20 protein-coding genes and 1 tRNA gene are annotated in these 16866 nt (G+C 75.3%); 9 read left to right on the forward strand and 12 right to left on the reverse strand.

Annotated features, from left to right (window positions below; translation table 11 throughout):
- Positions 1-35 precede the first annotated feature (35 nt).
- Together B9L22_RS18275 and B9L22_RS18280 are read left to right on the forward strand one after the other, a co-directional pair.
- Positions 36-716 (forward strand): energy-coupling factor ABC transporter ATP-binding protein, encoded by a 681-nt coding sequence (locus B9L22_RS18275; RefSeq protein WP_061268581.1) that lies wholly within the window; start codon positions 36-38, stop codon positions 714-716.
- Positions 713-1312, forward strand: coding sequence for an energy-coupling factor transporter transmembrane protein EcfT (locus B9L22_RS18280; protein ID WP_086151433.1), 600 nt, complete (start codon positions 713-715; stop codon positions 1310-1312). Before B9L22_RS18275 ends, B9L22_RS18280 begins: the two co-directional genes overlap by 4 nt.
- A 122-nt stretch (positions 1313-1434) precedes the next feature.
- Here the strand turns inward: B9L22_RS18280 and B9L22_RS18285 are convergent, their stop codons facing one another.
- The 3 genes from B9L22_RS18285 to B9L22_RS18295 are packed head-to-tail and all read right to left on the reverse strand — an operon-like array spanning position 1435 to position 4180.
- Complete coding sequence (locus tag B9L22_RS18285; RefSeq protein ID WP_143317380.1) at positions 1435-2727, reverse strand: MFS transporter; 1293 nt, start codon at positions 2725-2727, stop codon at positions 1435-1437.
- A gap of 44 nt (positions 2728-2771) precedes the next feature.
- A complete protein-coding gene (locus B9L22_RS18290) occupies positions 2772-3395 on the reverse strand; it encodes a helix-turn-helix transcriptional regulator (protein WP_086151435.1) in 624 nt (207 codons plus the stop codon).
- 47 nt (positions 3396-3442) lie between these two features.
- Positions 3443-4180, reverse strand: a complete 738-nt coding sequence (locus B9L22_RS18295) for a phosphatase PAP2 family protein (RefSeq protein WP_086151436.1) — start codon at positions 4178-4180, stop codon at positions 3443-3445.
- Positions 4181-4416: 236 nt separating this feature from the next.
- On the opposite strand from B9L22_RS18295, the gene B9L22_RS20090 reads away from it, so the two are divergent.
- The 3 genes from B9L22_RS20090 (at position 4417) to B9L22_RS18305 (ending at position 5562) form a co-directional block, all read left to right on the forward strand.
- Complete coding sequence (locus B9L22_RS20090) at positions 4417-4557, forward strand: hypothetical protein (protein ID WP_157446647.1); 141 nt, start codon at positions 4417-4419, stop codon at positions 4555-4557.
- A gap of 183 nt (positions 4558-4740) precedes the next feature.
- Entirely contained in the window at positions 4741-5394 is a 654-nt protein-coding gene (gene orn, locus B9L22_RS18300) for an oligoribonuclease (protein WP_369824881.1), read from the forward strand.
- 92 nt (positions 5395-5486) lie between these two features.
- Positions 5487-5562: transfer RNA gene (locus B9L22_RS18305), tRNA-His, on the forward strand.
- 86 nt (positions 5563-5648) lie between these two features.
- Here B9L22_RS18305 and B9L22_RS18310 read toward each other — a convergent pair.
- Entirely contained in the window at positions 5649-6290 is a 642-nt protein-coding gene (locus B9L22_RS18310; RefSeq protein WP_076406664.1) for a LysE family translocator, read from the reverse strand.
- Between the two features lie 230 nt (positions 6291-6520).
- Between B9L22_RS18310 and B9L22_RS18315 the strand changes: the two genes are divergently transcribed.
- From B9L22_RS18315 to B9L22_RS18330, 4 genes are all read left to right on the forward strand, one after another.
- Entirely contained in the window at positions 6521-7354 is an 834-nt protein-coding gene (locus B9L22_RS18315; protein WP_086151437.1) for an ABC transporter ATP-binding protein, read from the forward strand.
- Positions 7351-7992: an ABC transporter permease gene (locus B9L22_RS18320; RefSeq protein ID WP_085388184.1), complete on the forward strand. Its 642-nt coding sequence runs from the start codon at positions 7351-7353 to the stop codon at positions 7990-7992. The genes B9L22_RS18315 and B9L22_RS18320 overlap by 4 nt, the downstream gene beginning before the upstream one ends.
- Complete coding sequence (locus tag B9L22_RS18325; protein ID WP_086151438.1) at positions 7989-8720, forward strand: ABC transporter permease; 732 nt, start codon at positions 7989-7991, stop codon at positions 8718-8720. Before B9L22_RS18320 ends, B9L22_RS18325 begins: the two co-directional genes overlap by 4 nt.
- A 78-nt stretch (positions 8721-8798) precedes the next feature.
- Positions 8799-9722: an ABC transporter substrate-binding protein gene (locus B9L22_RS18330; protein ID WP_086151439.1), complete on the forward strand. Its 924-nt coding sequence runs from the start codon at positions 8799-8801 to the stop codon at positions 9720-9722.
- Positions 9723-9844: 122 nt separating this feature from the next.
- Here the strand turns inward: B9L22_RS18330 and B9L22_RS18335 are convergent, their stop codons facing one another.
- The 8 genes from B9L22_RS18335 to B9L22_RS20315 form a co-directional block, all read right to left on the reverse strand.
- Positions 9845-10771 (reverse strand): RimK family alpha-L-glutamate ligase, encoded by a 927-nt coding sequence (locus B9L22_RS18335; protein ID WP_086151440.1) that lies wholly within the window; start codon positions 10769-10771, stop codon positions 9845-9847.
- Positions 10772-10831: 60 nt separating this feature from the next.
- Positions 10832-11494, reverse strand: coding sequence for a response regulator transcription factor (locus B9L22_RS18340; protein ID WP_086151441.1), 663 nt, complete (start codon positions 11492-11494; stop codon positions 10832-10834).
- Positions 11491-12681, reverse strand: a complete 1191-nt coding sequence (locus B9L22_RS19830) for a sensor histidine kinase (RefSeq protein WP_143317382.1) — start codon at positions 12679-12681, stop codon at positions 11491-11493. Before B9L22_RS19830 ends, B9L22_RS18340 begins: the two co-directional genes overlap by 4 nt.
- Positions 12682-12718: 37 nt before the next feature.
- Positions 12719-13339 (reverse strand): hypothetical protein, encoded by a 621-nt coding sequence (locus B9L22_RS18350; protein WP_143317384.1) that lies wholly within the window; start codon positions 13337-13339, stop codon positions 12719-12721.
- Positions 13340-13347: 8 nt separating this feature from the next.
- The gene (locus tag B9L22_RS18355; protein WP_086151443.1) at positions 13348-14319 is read right to left on the reverse strand and encodes a hypothetical protein; all 972 of its coding nucleotides are present in this window, start codon (positions 14317-14319) and stop codon (positions 13348-13350) included.
- The gene (locus B9L22_RS18360; RefSeq protein WP_086151444.1) at positions 14316-14927 is read right to left on the reverse strand and encodes a signal peptidase I; all 612 of its coding nucleotides are present in this window, start codon (positions 14925-14927) and stop codon (positions 14316-14318) included. Before B9L22_RS18360 ends, B9L22_RS18355 begins: the two co-directional genes overlap by 4 nt.
- The gene (locus B9L22_RS18365; protein ID WP_086151445.1) at positions 14924-16060 is read right to left on the reverse strand and encodes a hypothetical protein; all 1137 of its coding nucleotides are present in this window, start codon (positions 16058-16060) and stop codon (positions 14924-14926) included. The genes B9L22_RS18360 and B9L22_RS18365 overlap by 4 nt, the downstream gene beginning before the upstream one ends.
- Positions 16061-16150: 90 nt before the next feature.
- Entirely contained in the window at positions 16151-16858 is a 708-nt protein-coding gene (locus B9L22_RS20315; RefSeq protein WP_086151446.1) for a SipW-dependent-type signal peptide-containing protein, read from the reverse strand.
- Between the last annotated feature and the right edge of the window lie 8 nt (positions 16859-16866).

Genomic DNA, 16866 nt, shown 5'->3' on the forward strand with positions numbered 1-16866 from the left:
CCGAGCTCCCGCCGCAGGACGGCGCAGCGGGCTGCGTGGTGCGGCTCGAGGACGTGCACGTGCGGCTCGGCGAGCGTGACGTCCTGCGCGGCGTGAGCCTCGAGCTGCGCGAGCGCCGGGTCGGCGTGGTCGGGGCGAACGGCTCGGGCAAGAGCACCCTGGCCCGCCTGCTCAACGGGCTCGTCGTGCCCACCGCGGGCCGGGTGCTCGTCGACGGCCTCGACACGCGCCGCCAGGGCGCGGCGGTGCGGCGGCGCGTGGGGTTCGTCTTCACCGACCCGGACGCGCAGATCGTCATGCCGACCGTGGCGGAGGACGTCGCGTACTCGCTGCGCGGCGTCCCCGCGGACGAGCGCGCCGCGGTCGTGCGGCGCGCCCTCGCCGCGCGCGGCCTCGCCGAGCACGCGGACCATCCCGCGCACCTGCTCTCGGGCGGCCAGAAGCAGCTCCTCGCGCTCACCTCCGTGCTCGCGGCGGGACCGCGCCTCGTCGTGGCCGACGAGCCGACCACCCTCCTCGACCTGCGCAACACGCGCCGCGTCGCCGCCGAGCTCGCGTCCCTCCCCCAGCAGGTCGTGCTCGTCTCGCACGACCTCGCGCTCATGGACGCCATGGACCGCGTGCTCGTGGTCGACGGCGGGCGGGTCGTCGCGGACGACGCGCCGGGCCCGGCCGTCGCGCACTACCGGCGCCTGGTCGACGCGGGGCCGGGATGACGCCGGGCGGCTACCGGCCGGGGACCTCGGTGCTGCACCGCCTCCCGGCCGGGGCGAAGCTCGTCGGTCTCGCGACGGCGTCGGGCGCGGTGCTGCTCGTGTCGTCGCCGGTCGCGGTGGGCGTCGTGGTCGTCGTGGTCGCGATGCTCTACGCGCTCGCGGGGGTGGGGGTCCGCGCGGCGTGGGAGCAGGTCCGACCGCTGCGGCTCGTCGCGCCGGTGCTCCTCGCGGTGCAGTGGTTCGCGCTCGGTCCCGCCGCCGCGGTGGTCCTCACGACCCGCCTCGTGGCGCTCGTCGCGCTCGCGGGCCTCGTGCTGCTCACGACCCGCACGGCCGCGGTGCTCGCGGCGATCGAGCGCGGGCTGCGCCCGCTCGGCCGGGTGGGGGTCGACGTCGGCCGGGTCGCGCTCGTCCTGTCGCTCGCCGTGCGCTCCGTCCCGGTGGTCGCGGCGCTCGCGCAGCGCGTGCGGGACGCGTGCCGCGCGCGCGGCCGGGAGCACGACGTCCGGGCCTTCGCCGTCCCGCTCGTCGTGGGCGCCCTGCGCCAGGCGGACGCGCTCGGCGACGCGCTGCGCGCCCGCGGCCTCGACGACTGAGGCTACCCCCGCGTCGTCTCGCCGGGAGGGCCGGTGCCCTGCTCCGCCGATGTGCCCGCCGATGTGCCCGCCGATGTGCCCCGCTGTCCCGGCCCCGCCGTTGTGCCCGCCGGTCCGTCCCGCTAGCGCGCGCCGACGACGGCGCGGCGGCCGCGCAGGGCGAGCGCCGCGGCGACGGCGATGCCCGCCACGGTCACGACGAGCAGCGCCCGGTAGTCCACGACCCCGACGAGCGCGGCCCCCACCACGGTGAGCAGGAGCTGGGGCACGTTGAGCAGCATGGTGCTCGCCGCGGCCACCCGGCCCTGGAGCGCGGGCGGCGTGCGGAGCTGGCGCTCGGTGATGAACCCGACGATCGCCCACGTGACGCCGAGGCCGACGCCGCCGAGCCCGACGACGACCGCCACCACGCTCGTGCCGGTCGCCGGGACGATGCCGAGCGCGAGCACGAGCAGCCCCAGCGCGACGAGGCGCTGCGCGCCCCACCGGGCCGCGAGCCGGGCGGCGGTGAGGCCGGCCACGATCGCGGTCACGGCCTGGACGGACGAGACCGGGCCGAGCAGCGCGGAGGGCAGGCCGAGGCCGTCCTCGACGATCGCGAGGCTCACGGCGTTGAGCAGGCCCACCGCGCCGAACGCGACGACGAGCGCGACGGTGAGGACGCCGAGCGGGGCCGTCCGTGCGAGGTGCCGGAAGCCCGCCGTCACCTCGGCGAGGTACGGCTCGCGCTCGTCGGACGGCGGCGTCTCGCGCACCCGCACGCGCGCGACCACCCCGGCCGCGACGACGAACGCGCCCGACGCGGCCAGCACGAGCGGCCACACGCCGGCCACCGCGTAGGCGCCCGCTCCGACGACAGGCATGAGCAGGCGGAACACCTGGTCGATCGTCGCGAGGCGGCCGTTCGCGGCGGCGAGCGCGTCGTCGGGCAGCATGTCGCGCACGAGCCCGGACTGCGCCGCGGACGTCGCGAACCCGACCCCCGAGTACACGACCGTCACGAGGAGCACGAGCCACACCTGTCCCGGGCCGCGGACGAGGAGGAGGGCGAGCAGCACCGCCGCGCCGACCAGGTACGTCGCGACGAGCATCCGGCGGCGGGACACCCGGTCGGCGAGCTGGCCGAGGAACGGCGACGCGAGGGCGGGCAGGCCCAGCGCGGCGAACACGAGCCCGGCCGCACCGTTCGATCCCGTGAGGTCCTTGACCCACACGGCGAGGATGATCGCGAGCACCGAGTCCGCGAAGTTGGTGAAGCCCCACGCGACGGAGAGCAGGCGGAAGGGGCGCCCGCGGAGCGCAGCGCGTGCGTCGGCTCCCGGCGTCGTGCTCTCGCGCCGCGGCGCGGACGCCGCGGTCGCCGTCTCCCCGGTCGCCGTCGGCGCGGCGGTCGATGTCGTCGCTGCGGTCGACATCGGTGCCGCGGCCTGGTCCGTGGCCGCTGGCTCGGACGGCGCGGTCACCGGGGGTCCGCGGGCGGGTCGGCGTTGACGACGGCGAACAGCCGTGCCGGTCGCGCGCCCTCGGGGCGCAGCGCCGGGTCCTCCCAGCGCCCGGCGAACCGGTCGGTGAGCGCCTCGACCTCGCGCGCGAGCGCGTCGAGCTCCTCGCGCGTCGCGTAGAACGACGACGAGCTGAGCGTGGAGGCGAGCAGCCACCCTGGGTCGTCCGCCGCGGCGGAGGCGAGCCACGCCCGCACGCGCGCCGCCTCCTGGCCGAGCACGAGGTCCGCCACGGCGCTCGCCGCGGGCAGCGACTCGGGGACGTCGGGGTCGAAGCGGGTCTGGCGGCCGCGCCCGACCGTCCGCCACGGGCGCTCCTTGCCGCGCCGCTCGGCGGCCTCGACGTAGCCGTACTTCGCGAGCATGCGCAGGTGGAACGAGCAGCTCGCGACCGACTCGCCCGTGACCTCGGCGCAGCGCGTGGCCGTGACCTCGCCCTCGTCGTCGAGCAGCGCGAGGATCCGCAGGCGCAGGGGGTGCGCGAGGGCGCGGATGCTCGCCGGGTCGGTCACGACGACCGGCTCCGGCGGGGTCGTGCTCTCGGGGGCGCCCGGCGCGGGGCGGTCGGCAGCGGTCGTCATGGCGACGACGCTACGTCACGAAAGATATCTTGCGCAAGAGTTCTTTTCTAAGCGTCGCCGGGCGCTGTCTCGACGGGTCGCGGCGGTGTCTCCGGTCGGGCCCGGAGGTCGTGCACCCGGCTGACCGCGACCACGACGCCGAGCACGGCCACGGCCAGGCAGAGCCCGGCGAGGACGTCCGTGAGGAAGTGGTACCCGAGGTAGAGGCGGCTGAGCGCCACGGTCCCGACGACCAGCACCGACGCCACGACCCAGACCGTGAGCACGCGCGCGTCGCGGTGGCGGTGCCACACGAGGTAGCCCCCGACGAGCACGAGCGTCGCCGCGCCGATCGTGTGGCCCGACGGGAACGAGAACGACCGCTCCACCCCGGCCACGACCATCGAGACGTCCGGGGGGCGGGGGCGCGCGATCACGGCCTTGAGCACGCTCGAGACGAGGGTCGCGAGCACCATCGCCCCGGCGAGCAGACCGGGCTCCCACCACGTCCCCGAGCGGCGCGCCCACACGATGCACCCCACCGCCACGAGGACGGGCAGCACGAACGGGCCGAACACGTTCGTCACGACCGTCAGCACCCCCGTGGCGACGGGAGTCCGGTGCGCGACCATCCAGGCCAGCAGCGGCTCGTCGAACCGCCAGAGGTCGTCCCGTTCCCGGACCGAGTCCAGCAGCCCGGCGAAGCCCAGGACGCCGACCAGGACCAGGAGCACCCCCGGCCAGACGCTCACGAGCACCGCCCGCGGCGACGTGCCCTCCTTCGACCCGCTCGTCGTCGCTCCCATCCCCGGAGGCTACGGAACGCGGGCCGACGACGCAGGGCGGCACGGTCCCGGAGGCCCCCGACGGACCCCCGGGGCGGTCCCCCGGGCGGTCCCCGGCGAAAAACCCGTGCATCTCCGGAGGCCGTCGTGGTCGTATGAGCACACACCGCGGTGGCGTCCGTCCGGTCCGTACCGGGCGGTGGAGGGTCCGGCCAGACCCATGAACCCAGCGTCACGAGAGCAGCACCATGCATCCCTTGATCACGTACGACGTGGCGGCCCTCAGCCGTCGCGAGCAGCTGCAGGAGCAGACCCTGCGCCGGTCGCAGCTGCGCCGCACCACGACCCGCGTCCCGGCGCACACCCGGCAGGCCCGCCTGTCGCGCCGCACCGCATGACGCGCACCGAGCGCTCGTCACGCCGGGGGGCACACCCCGCCGGGCGAGAGCGCGACCCGTCGATGGCCTCGGCCGTCCGGACCCTCCGTGGACCGGACCGCCGGGGCCTTCCTCGTGCGCGACTAGGCTGTGGGCGTGAGCCCTGTGAACGCGAACGAACGCATCGTCTGGATCGACTGCGAGATGACCGGGCTCGACCTGGGCGCCGACGCCCTCGTCGAGGTCGCCGCGGTCGTCACCGACTCCGAGCTCAACGTGCTCGGCGACGGGGTCGACGTCCTGGTCCGCCCCCCGGCCGAGGCGCTCGAGCAGATGGGCGACTTCGTGCGCCAGATGCACACGACGTCCGGCCTCCTGGACGAGCTCGACGAGGGCCTGACGCTGGCCGAGGCCGAGCAGCGCGTCCTGGACTACGTCCGCACCTGGGTGCCGGAGCCCGGGAAGGCGCCCCTCGCCGGGAACTCCGTCGGGACCGACAAGGCGTTCCTCGACCGCGACATGCCGGCCCTCATGAGCCACCTGCACTACCGGATCATCGACGTCTCCTCCGTCAAGGAGCTCTCACGCCGCTGGTACCCGCGCGCCTACTTCTCCTCTCCCGAGAAGCACGGCGGGCACCGCGCGCTCGCCGACATCCTCGAGAGCATCGACGAGCTGCGCTACTACCGCGCCGCCGTCTTCGTGCCCGCGCCGGGCCCGGACTCGGCGACCGCCCGCAAGATCGCGGAGCAGGTCGTCACGACGAGCGTGACCCGGGGGCGCACGCGCCCCGCGGAGGGCACGGACGCGACTGGCGACCCGGCCGTGGCGACCGTCACAGGGGCCGGCGAGGCCTGACGCGAGAAAGGCGTCCAGGAGCACCCCGCGGACCGGGTACACTTTTCGACGGCCGGTGCTCCAGGCGCCGGTCCGTGAGCACGGCTCACATGGTGGGTATAGCTCAGCTGGTAGAGCACCTGGTTGTGGTCCAGGGGGTCGCGGGTTCAAGTCCCGTTACTCACCCCAGACGGCGAGGGCCGGTCTCCGTACGGAGACCGGCCCTCGTCACGTCCCGGGCCCGACGAGCCCCCCGTCGGCGCGCCCCGGGCCGCTCAGGGCGCGCGGTGCGACGCGACGGCGAGGACGCCGCCGAGGCCGATCATCATCCCGCCACCCGCGGCCCGCACCGCGCCGAGGCGCCGGGGCGACGACGCGAACCACGAGCGGGCCGCGCCCGCTGCCAGCGCCCAGACGCTGTCGCACACGAACGCGATGACGGTGAAGACGAGCCCGAGCACCATCATCTGCCCGGGCACGCGGCCCGCGTGGAAGTCGGTGAACTGCGGCAGCACCGCGACGAAGAACACGATCGTCTTCGGGTTGGTCACCCCGACGACGTAGCCCTGCCGCACCACGCGCCACCAGGGCTCGCGCACGGGGGCGGCGTCGACGGCGACGGTCCCGTCCCGCCGGTGACGGATCGCCTGGACGCCGAGCCACACGAGGTACGCGGCCCCGACGAGCTTGACGACCGTGAAGATCGCGACCGACGTCGCGACGACCGTCCCGACCCCGAGCGCCACCGCGACCACGAGCGTGAGCGCGCCCAGCTCGTTGCCGAGCACGCTGAGCACGCCGCCGCGGTGGCCCAGCGTGAGCGAGCGGCCGACGACGAAGAGCACGCTCGGGCCCGGGATCGCGACGAGCACGAGGGAGGCGAGCGCGAAGGCGAGGAGGGCGTCGAGGTGCGGCACACCGCCACGATAGGACGCGGCGTGACGCACGTCACGGGCGAATCCGCGCGGCCCGCCGGACGCACCGCGGCGGCCGCCGCACCCGTGCGGAGGCCGCCCGCGCGGTCCGGGTGCGGCGTGTCGGTGGTTCGACGTACGGTCTGGGAGACGCGCGGCACTGCGCTCGACGAGCCGAACCGCGGTCGTGGTTGGGTGGAGGCCGTTCACCGACTGTCGGGAGGCAGCGCCCCATGATCGAGTTCCGATCGGTCACGAAGACGTACCCTGACGGCACGGCGGCGGTCGCCGACTTCGACCTCGTCATCCCGCCGCACCGGACCACGGTGCTCGTCGGCTCGTCCGGGAGCGGGAAGACGACGCTCCTGCGCATGATCAACCGGATGGTCGAGCCCACGTCGGGCACGATCGAGATCGACGGCAGCTCCGTCCTCGACCGCGACCCGGTGAAGCTGCGGCGCAGCATCGGGTACGTCCTGCAGAACGGCGGCCTGCTCCCCCACTACAAGGTCGTCGACAACGTGACGACGGTCCTGCGCCTCGAGGGCACGCCGCGGCGGCAGGCGCGCGAGCGCGCCCTCGAGCTCCTCGACACGGTCGGCCTCGACCGGGGGCTCGCGGACCGCTACCCGAGCCAGCTCTCGGGGGGCCAGCAGCAGCGCGTGGGCGTCGCCCGCGCGCTCGCCGCGGACCCGAACATCCTGCTCATGGACGAGCCGTTCGGCGCGGTCGACCCGATCGTGCGGGCCGAGCTCCAGACCGAGACCATCCGGCTGCAGCGGGAGCTGGAGAAGACGGTCGTCTTCGTCACGCACGACGTCGACGAGGCCTTCCTGCTCGGCGACCAGGTCGTGATCCTCGAGAAGGGGGCGCAGATCGCGCAGATCGGGTCCCCGAGCGAGATCCTCGAGAACCCCGCGAGCGAGTTCGTCGCGAGCTTCATCGGTGCCGAGCGCGGCCGTCGTGCGCTGCGCACGAAGCGGACGGACCACGGCACGGTCCTCGTCGACGGCGCGGGCCGGACCCAGGGCGTGCTCGTCGGCGACGCCCCTGAGGACGGCGCATGACCTGGGTCCTGGACAACCTCGACCTCATCGGCCGCCTGACCGTCGAGCACCTGCGCCAGTGCGTCGTGCCGATCGTGCTGGGCTTCGTCGTCTCGATCCCGCTCGGCTGGCTCGCGTTCCGGTTCCGCCTCACGCGGGGGCTCGTGCTCACGCTCGTCGGGCTGCTCTACACGATCCCGTCGCTCGCACTCTTCGCGCTGCTCCCGCCGCTCCTCGGCATCAGCTTCCTGTCCGAGGTCAACCTGGTCGTCGCGCTGACGATCTACGCGGTGGCGATCATGACGCGGTTCGTCGCCGACGCCCTGGCGTCGGTCGACCCGACGGTCCGGCAGGCGGCCCTCGCCGTCGGGTACGGGCCGTGGCGACGCTTCTGGCAGGTCGACCTCCCGCTCGCCGGCCCGGTGGTGCTCGCCGGGCTGCGCGTCACGGCCGTCTCGACCATCTCGCTCGCGACGGTCGGCATCCTCATCGGGATCGACAACCTCGGCTACCTCTTCACCAACGGCTACCAGCGGCAGATCGTCGCCGAGATCCTCTCGGGCGTCGTCGCGGTCGTCGTCATCGCCCTGCTCGTCGACCTGCTGCTCGTGCTCGCCGGGCGAGCGGTCATGCCCTGGTCCCGGAAGGTGCGCGCATGAACGTCTTCTCCGACGCGGTCGCCTGGATCTTCTCCCCCGACCGGCTCACCGGCGCGCTCCCGCTCCCCGAGGCGATCTGGACCCACCTCGCGTTCACGTTCGTGGCGGTGCTGATCGCCGCGGCGATCGCGATCCCCGCGGGCTGGGCGATCGGACACACCGGGCGCGGCCGGGAGGTCGCGGTCGCCCTGTCGGGCGCGGCACGCGCCGTGCCCTCGTTCGGGCTCGTCCTGCTGCTCGTGCTCGTGCTCGGGGTGACGCACAAGATCGCCGCGTCGGTCACGGCGTTCGTGCTCCTCGCGATCCCGCCCATCCTCGCGGGGGCGTACGCCGGTATCGAGGCCGTCGAGCGGCGCGTGGTCGACGGCGCCCGGTCCGTCGGCATGACCGGGTGGCAGGTGCTCCTCAAGGCCGAGGTGCCTCTCGGGCTGCCGCTGCTCATCGGCGGGCTGCGGTCCGCGACGCTCCAGGTCGTCGCCACCGTGACGCTCGCCGGCTACGTCGGCAACTGGGGACTCGGCTTCTACATCGTGCAGGGCATCCAGATCCGCGACTTCTCCCAGATCCTCGGGGCGGCCCTCGTCATCGTCGTGCTGGCCGTCGTGCTCGACGCGCTGTTCGCGATCCTCCAACGGGTCGTCGTCCCGCGCGGCGTCACGGCGGGACGGTCCGCGGAGGACTCCCCGTCCCGGCGGCGCCGCCGCGCCCCCGAACCCACCACCGCCTGACGCGGACGGCGCTCCCCCGCCGCACGCGTCGAACCGACCCCTCCCGGTCCTCGGGACGGCCCTCAGAAAGGCAGACACATGCGCACCACCCGACGCACCGCCGCCCTCGTCGCCACCGCGGCGACCGCCGTCCTCGCCCTCACCGCCTGCGGCGGCGGGTCCGACCCGCTCGCCGACGACACCACGAGCTCCGACGGCGGTGGCAGCGCCTCGTCCGACACGATCGTCGTCGGCTCGCAGGCCTACTACTCGAACGAGATCATCGCGGAGATCTACGCGCAGGCGCTCGAGGCCGAGGGCTTCACGGTCGAGCGCAACTTCTCGATCGGCCAGCGCGACGCGTACATGCCGGCGCTCGAGAGCGGCGAGGTGCAGCTCTTCCCGGAGTACACGGGCAACCTGCTGCAGTTCTTCGACCCGGAGACCACGGCGACGTCGCCCGACGACGTGTACGCGGCGCTCCAGGAGGCCCTGCCCGACGGCCTCACGGTCCTCGACCAGTCGACGGCCACGGACCAGGACTCCTACAACGTCACCGAGGCGTTCGCCACGGAGAACGACCTCACGAGCCTGTCCGACCTCGCCGGCCTCGACGTGCCGCTCACGCTCGGCGGCCCCGCGGAGCTGGAGCAGCGCCCGTACGGGCCGCAGGGGCTCAAGGACGTCTACGGGGTCGACGTGTCGTTCGTCGCGACGGGCGACACGACCGTCCAGGACCTCGTCGCCGGGACCGTGAACATCGCCAACGTGTTCAGCGCCGACCCGCGCATCCAGACGGAGAAGCTCGTCACGCTCGAGGACCCGGAGGGCCTGTTCCTCGCCTCGAACGTCGTGCCGCTCGTCAACGCGGACATCGCCGACGAGATCGCGGACGTCATCAACCCGGTGAGCGAGGCGCTCACCCCCGAGGGCCTCGTCGCCTTGAATGTGGAGTCCACGGTCGACCAGCGTTCGCCCGAGGACATCGCCGCGGACTGGCTGTCGGAGAACGGCCTCGCCTGACCGCACGACGACGGCGGCCCGCCCCGGGATCGGGACGGGCCGCCGTCGTGTGTGAGCCCCGAGCAGCGCAGTGAGGACGACTCGCGCTGTCGGCTGCGGGATCCGCGGCAGGTCGGTGCGAGTCAGCCCACGACGCGCGCCGCGATCGCGTCGGCGAACCGGTCGAGCGAGCCCGGGGAGAGCGCGAGGAACAGCGACGGCTCGGTGAGCTCGAGCTCGATGACCACGACGCCGCCGTCGTCGTTGCCCGTGACGACGTCCACGCGCGCGTAGAGGAAGCTCGCCGGGTCACCGCCGCCGACGGCGTCGGCCGCCACGGCCAGCGCCCGCCGCGCGACGTCGAGCTGCTCGTCGGACGCGGTGAACGGGCTCATCTCCTCCTGCTGGTACAGGCCGCGCGTGGGGCGGTGCGGACCGGTGAGCAGGGCGTTCTTGCGCACGGCGTGCGAGAACTCGCCGTCGACGAAGACGAGGCCCGTCTCCCCCGCGGTGTCGACGCTCGTCACGTAGGGCTGCACCATGACCTCGCGCCCGGAGACGAGCAGGTTCTTGGCGTGCTGGATCGCGAGGCCGCGCGAGTGCGCCTCGCCCGCCTGGTACCGGCCCGTGTCCTTCGCGCCCGCGCTGACGACCGGCTTGATGACGAAGTCGCCCTGGGCAGGCAGGCGCGTGTGGATCGCGCGCGAGGAGAGGTTGCGCGCCGGGTCGAGCCACAGCGTCGGGATGACGGGGATGCCCGCGCCCTCCAGCTCGCGCAGGTACCCCTTGTCGGTGTTCCAGCGCAGCACCTGCTCCGCGTTGAGGATGCGCGGGACCCGGCCCGCCCATGCGACGAACTCGTCGCGCCGGGCGGAGTAGTCCCACGTGGAGCGCACGACGACGGCGTCGAAAGCGGACCAGTCGACGTCGGGGTCGTCCCAGACGGCCGGCTGTGCCGCGACGCCCCGGGCGTCGAGCGCCCGCACGAGCGGCGCGTCGTCGGGGTCGAGCTGCGGGAGGACGGAGCACGTCGCGAGGGCGACGCGCGGGGCGGAGTTCTCGGTCGTCACGCTCCGAGCCTAGGGCCTGGCACGGGCCGTCGGCCCCCCGGAGGCGGGCGCGCGCGGCGCTCAGGGCTCCGGGCGCACCGACTGGCGGAGGAACTCGAGCACCGCGGCCACGCGGTGGTTGGCGCCGGCCGGCAGGTCGAGCAGCCGGTAGATCACGGTGAGCTGCGCCTCGACGGCCTTGGGCGTGATCCCCAGCTCTGCCGCGACGGCGCCGTTCGCGCGGCCCTCGGCCACGAGCTGGAGCACACGGAACTGCGCGACGGACAGCCCCGCGAGGAGCGTGTCGGTCCGCGGCACCGAGCGCCGCACGAGCGCGGGGTCGATGACGACCCGGCCCTTCGCGACGTCACCGAGCGCGCGGACGAGCTGACCCGGTTGTGCCGAGGACCGCTTGGACAGGTAGCTCCACGGCGTCGGTGCGCTCGCGCTGATCGAGCGCACGAGGGCGAGCAGGTTGTGGCTCGACACGAGCAGGATCCGCAGGCGCGGGTCGCGCTCCTGGAGCGCCCGGCCCAGGGCGATCCCGTTACCGTCCTCGAGCTCGATGTCGAGGACCGCGACGTCGACCTCGCCCGGCGCGATGGCGGCGAGCGCCGCGGTCTGGCCGGCGGCGTCGGCCACGACCTCCATGCCGGGCTGCGCGCGCAGGAGCGCCAGGACCAGCCCCCGCACCATCGCCTCGTCCTCGACGACGGCCACGCGCAGACGGCGGGCGGTGCTCACGCCCGCTCCTCGGCCTCGGCCACGGGGCTGAGGACGGGGATCCGCGCGGCGAGCCGGGCCCCGCCCATCGGCGAGGGGCCCAGCACGAGGTCCCCGCCCCGACCGCGGACGCGCGCCTGGAGGCGGGCGACGCCCGAGAGGTGCGGCTCGCCCGCGAGGCCGGAGCCGTCGTCGTCCACCACGACGTGCGCGAGGCTCCGGCGCTCCGTGAGGGGCTCGCCGCGCAGGACGACGCTCACCGCGTCGGCCCGGCCGTGCAGCATCGCGTTGTTGACGCCCTCCTCGACGATCGAGAACAGCAGGACCCGGTCGGCGGGCGGCAAGGAGTACCCGGCGAGCACGGCGTCGGCCACGCCCTCGTACCGGACGTCCATGCGCACGGAGGGCGGCAGCCGGTCCGCGAGCAGGAGCAACGCCGTCGACAGCGAGAAGTCGCCCGCGAGGGGGTAGAGGGAGTGCGCCACCGCGCGGACCTCCGACTCGCGGAGGCGGTCGAGCCGCTCGGACACCGCCTCGAGCGAGTGGGCGGCCTGCTCCTGGCCGCCGTGCTCGAGGTCGTCGCGGATCGCGTCGACCTCGCGGATCGCGAGGACGAGGCGCTGCTGGAGCCCGCCGTGGAGCTGGCGCGACACGTCCCGCCGGACGCGCAGCTCCTCCTCCTCGGCCTCCAGCCGCGCGCGCTCGGCGCGCTGCGTCTCCACGAGGCGTCGGCGCTCCTCCGCGCGGATGCGACGCCGCGAGCCGACGTAGAAGAGCGCGACGGAGATGGCGAAGCAGGCCTCGAGGGTGCCGAGGGTGACCTGCGCGGCGACGAACGGTCCCGGCGCACCGCGCGGGAGCGTGAGGTACAGCGCGCCCGCGCGCACGGCGCCGATGCCGAGGCTCAGCCCGAGCACGAGGGCGATCTGCCGCCGCAGCGGCCACGCGAGGACGTGCAGCCGCACGAGGGCGGCGGCCGCGACCGCGCTCGCCGCGGCGACCGCGAGGACGAGCACGAGGGCGACGGAGGCGACGCGCTGCAGCTCGGCCCCGGCGAGCATCGGCTCGCCGCCGGGGGCGACGGGACCGAAGTCCTCGATGGCCCACAGCACGAGCTCGATCGCCGGGACGGCAGCGATGAGCACCACGCCGGCCATCGCGATCAGCGCGACGGCGCGGCGCTCGGCACGATCCGCGTCCCGCACCACGTCCTCATGCTGACAGAGGCCCGCGCACGTCACCCGTTCAGCGGCGCACCGCGTGGACCACGACGTTCTCCCGTGCGGCCCCGGTCGCCCCCGCCCGCTGCAGGCACGTGAGCACGACGAGGCGCCGCTCGCCGTCGGGGAGGCGGCCCCAGATCTCCGGGGAGGCGGCCGCCGCGTCCTTGGTGAGGACCTCCGTGCGCTCGACGACGTACGCGACCCCGTCCACGCGCAGCGGGTCGCCGGGGGCGACCGTCACGGCCGGGTCGGGCGCGCCCGGCTCGAAGAACGCGTTCCCGGGCGCGCGGCCGTCGCGCACGGCGTGCATCGCGACGACGAGCGGCCGCACCCCCGAGGCGGACGAACGGTCCGGGTCGGCGAGCACGAACGCCTCGGTGAACGTCGGCGGGTCGAGCACGGCACGCGCGCCGGGCATCGCGGTGAGCGGCACGTCGAGGCCCTGGGCGGGCGCCTCGAACCGGCCCCCGGTGGGTCGCAGATCGGCGGCGGCGGCCGACGGCGGCGCGTCGAGCACGACGCACCGCCCGTCGAGGTCGCGGAGCGCCGCGTCGCACCGGTCGCCGCCGCCGAGGACCGTCGCCGTGAGCACCGCGGCCCCGGCGAGCGCGAGCACGACGACCGCCCCGAGCAGCGCCCGCACCGCCCGGCTCATCCCCCGGCCCGGCGGGTCGGTGCCGGACGGCGCAGCGCCCGGGCGGCGGACCCCGCGACGACGACGAGCGTCGCACCGGCGAGGAGCAGCCACGGGCGCCGGTCCGGGGCGAGGACGCCGCCGGTCCGGGTCAGCGGACCCGCGACCCGCTCGACCGTCGCGGTCGTGCCCGTGCCCCCGCGGCCGGTCGTCCCGGGGACGGCGGCCGGGGTCGGGTCGGCAGGGGTCGGGTCGGCCGAGGTCGGGTCGGTCGGGTCGAGCGTCGTGCCGGTGCCGTCCGGCGTGTCCCCCGCGATCACGAGCAGGAGGTCGAAGGAGAACCGGCGCTCCCCGACGGCGGCCGTGTTGCCGGTCGTCGCCTCGAGAGGGAACTCGTAGGTCAGCGGCACGTCGACCGTGGCGCCGCGTGCGAGCGGGACCTCCTGGATCCGGGTGCGCCGCCCCTCGAGCTGCGACGCCGGGACGCCGTTGACGGTGAGGTCGTCGTAGAACGCGTCGGGCGTCCAGCTGTCGTCGTCGGTCCTCCGCAGCGCCTCGGCGTCGACGATGCTCACCGTGAGGGTGCCCGCGGTTGGACCGTCGTTGCGCACGCGCAGCAGCGCGCTGCCCGCGTCGCCGGGGACGACCCGGACCTCGCCGAGGCCCGCGCCGTCGACCCGCAGGGCCTGCGTCGCGGTCGACGTGGGCGTCACGGCGACCAGAGGGGTGCCGTCGACGTCGCTCCCGGGGACGACGGGCGTCCCCGCCTCGGTCGGCCGCGCGACGGTCGCCCGCCCCGCGACGGTCGTCGCGGAGGCGGTCGTCGCGGAAGCGCTCGTCACGGAAGCGCTCGTCGCGGTGCTCGTCACGGTGGCTGCTGCCGCGGCCGGTGCGCCCGTGGTGGGCACGACGAGCGCGGCGGCGACGACGGCGGTGGCGCCCGCGAGGCCGAGACGGCGTGCCGGGGCGAAGAACCGGTGGGTGGTCATGTCGGGACCTCCTGCTCGCGCGGCGGGTCGGTGGGACGGCCGCGGCCGGGGCGCACGAGCGCCACCGCGGCGTAGACGAGAAGGGCGACCGCGAGGACGGTCACCGCGGTGGGGCCCCACGACACGTTCGTCGCGTGGCCCACGAGGGGCACGGAGTAGGCGACGCGGCCCATGACCTGGTCCGGCACGAGCGGAGCGTCGGCAGCGCCGTTCGCGTCGCCGCGCGTGATGAGGCCGGTGGCGTCCGCGCCGTCACGGTCGACCTGCACGACGCGGTGGGTCACGAGCGTCGGGTCGCCCGAGACGGGCTGCACGGTGACGACGTCGCCCGTCCGCAGCTCGTCCGGGTCGACGGGCCGCACCACGACGACGTCCCCCGGCGAGAGCGCCGGTTCCATGGAGCCGCTGAGCACGGTGAGCGGCGTCGCGCCGAGCACGCGCGGGACGACGACGACCGCCGCGGCGAGCGCGATCAGCGCCACCATGACGACGCCGAGCACGACCGACACCACCCGCGAGACCGGGCCGCGCCGGGGTGTCGGGTCCGGGGCCGCCCCGGTGCCCGCGGGGCCGGTCGCCCGTGCGGCGGCACGCGTCGCGGCGCTCACGGCTGCCGCTCCCTTAGCGAGTCGACCACGTCGGTGGTCGGGACCGCGCGGTCCGCGGCCCACTGCTCGACCGAGGTCGGCAGCGGCGCGTCGAGGTCGAGCGTCGCCGGGTCGATCCCGGCGTCCGCCAGCAGCGTGAGGAGCCCGGCGGCCCACGGCGGGTCGTCGGCCGTCACGGCGGGCTGGCCGTCGGCGGTCCCGGCGGCCTGGTCGGCCTCGGGTGCGGCCGGCACCTGCCCGGCACCGGTCTGCGTGTCGCCCACGGGTTCCTCGTCGACCGGTGCCGCGTCATCAGGCGACTCGGTGTCGGACGACCCGGTGTCGGACGGCGAACCGGTGCCGGGCAGCGAGCCCGTGTCGAGCGAGTCGTCGTCGGGCGACTCGGTGGCCGACCCGTCCGGCGTCGGCTGCGCGTCCGCGGGGGCTGACGGAAGAGGTGCGGTCACCGAGCCGGACTCGGCAACCCCCGGATCCGTGACCTCGGAGCGGGTCTCGACCATCCGGGCGACGGACACCGCCGGGGCCGGCACGGCCTGCGTGTCGTCCCACAGCCGGCCGTCGTCGTGGCCCTCGTCGCCCGGGCGAACCTGCCAGAGGTCGGCGACCAGCTCGCCGTCGGGCAGCCGGGGGTCCGACGCGTCGGGCCCCAGCCCGTCGAGGTTCTCGTCGAACGGCATGGTCACGACGAGCGTCACGTCGAACGTCGTCGCGCCGGCAGCGAGCTCGACGGGGACGTCCGGCGAGCCGCCGAACAGCACCCGCCCCTGCGGGCCGAGGGTGCCCGTGCCCACGAGCGCGCCGTCCCGCCGCAGCTCGACGGAGACGTCGAGCGCGTCGAGCAGCGGGGCGTCGCGCCACGTGGGGACGCCGAGGCCCAGCCGCGCGTCGAGGTTGTCGCCGCCCAGGGTCGTCGTGAGCCGGTAGTCCGCCGTGGCCTCCGTGCCCGGGACCATCACCAGCGGCGCAAGGTCTCCCTGCGCCGCGAGCTCCACGTCGAGGAGGCCCGACGAGACGGTCGCGCCCGCGGTGGGAGCCTCGTCGCGCCACAGCGCGTGCGTGGTCCCGGGGGCGCCACCCGTGACGAGCAGTGCGGCCGCGAGCGCGGCGGCACCCAGACCGGTTGCGCACCTCATGAGGCGCTCCTTCCGGGTCGTGCTCGCTCCCCGACCGGCCCGGACCGGCGCAGAGCCGGTCCGGGACCGCGTCGGGACGCGGGCGTGCGGTCAGCGGACCTGGTCGAGCGTCACGTGGAGACCGTCCAGGTACGCCTGGGTGGTCATGAGGTCCTGGGCCTGGATCTCGTGCGGGAAGGCCGCGACGACGAAGACCTGCAGCTCCTGGCCACCCGACCCCTCGAACTCCAGGTCGAAGGGCTCGCCCACGTCGCGCGCCTGCCCGAGGACGGTGCCGTCGACGTCGGCGACGACGTACTTGATGCCGAGACCCTGCGCGAGATCGCCGCTCTGCGCGCCGGCGCCGTGGACGGCGAGGTGCGCGCGCATGTTGTCGCCCTCGGTCTTGGCGGTCACGCGCGTCTGGCCCAGCAGGTAGTCGCCGGGCACGGCCTGCCACGTCCCGAGGTCGTCGATGACGTGACCGACGACGGCGTCCGTGCCGGCCCCTGCGCCGTCGGTGTCGAGCCGCTGGAACTCGGTCGGGACGCCGCTCCACACGGTCCGCTCCTCGCCGAGCCAGCCGACGTCCCACCGCAGTCCCGGACCGACCTCTGCCGCGAGGTCGGTCGCGTCGGGCCGGTCGGGCGAGACGTCGAACCAGCGGGCCTCCTGGGCCTCGACGTCGAGGAAGCCGCTGCGGATCTCCCCGCCCGCGACCCCGGCGTCGTCGTGCCACAGCGCGAACGTGCCGCCCGCGCCGAGGAGCAGCGCGCCCCCGGCGACGCCGGCGACGATTCCCTTGGTCTTCGTGTTCATGGTGAGCG

This window comes from Cellulosimicrobium sp. KWT-B (genome assembly GCF_002127155.1).
In the GTDB taxonomy this organism is placed as follows: Bacteria; Actinomycetota; Actinomycetes; order Actinomycetales; family Cellulomonadaceae; genus Cellulosimicrobium; species Cellulosimicrobium funkei.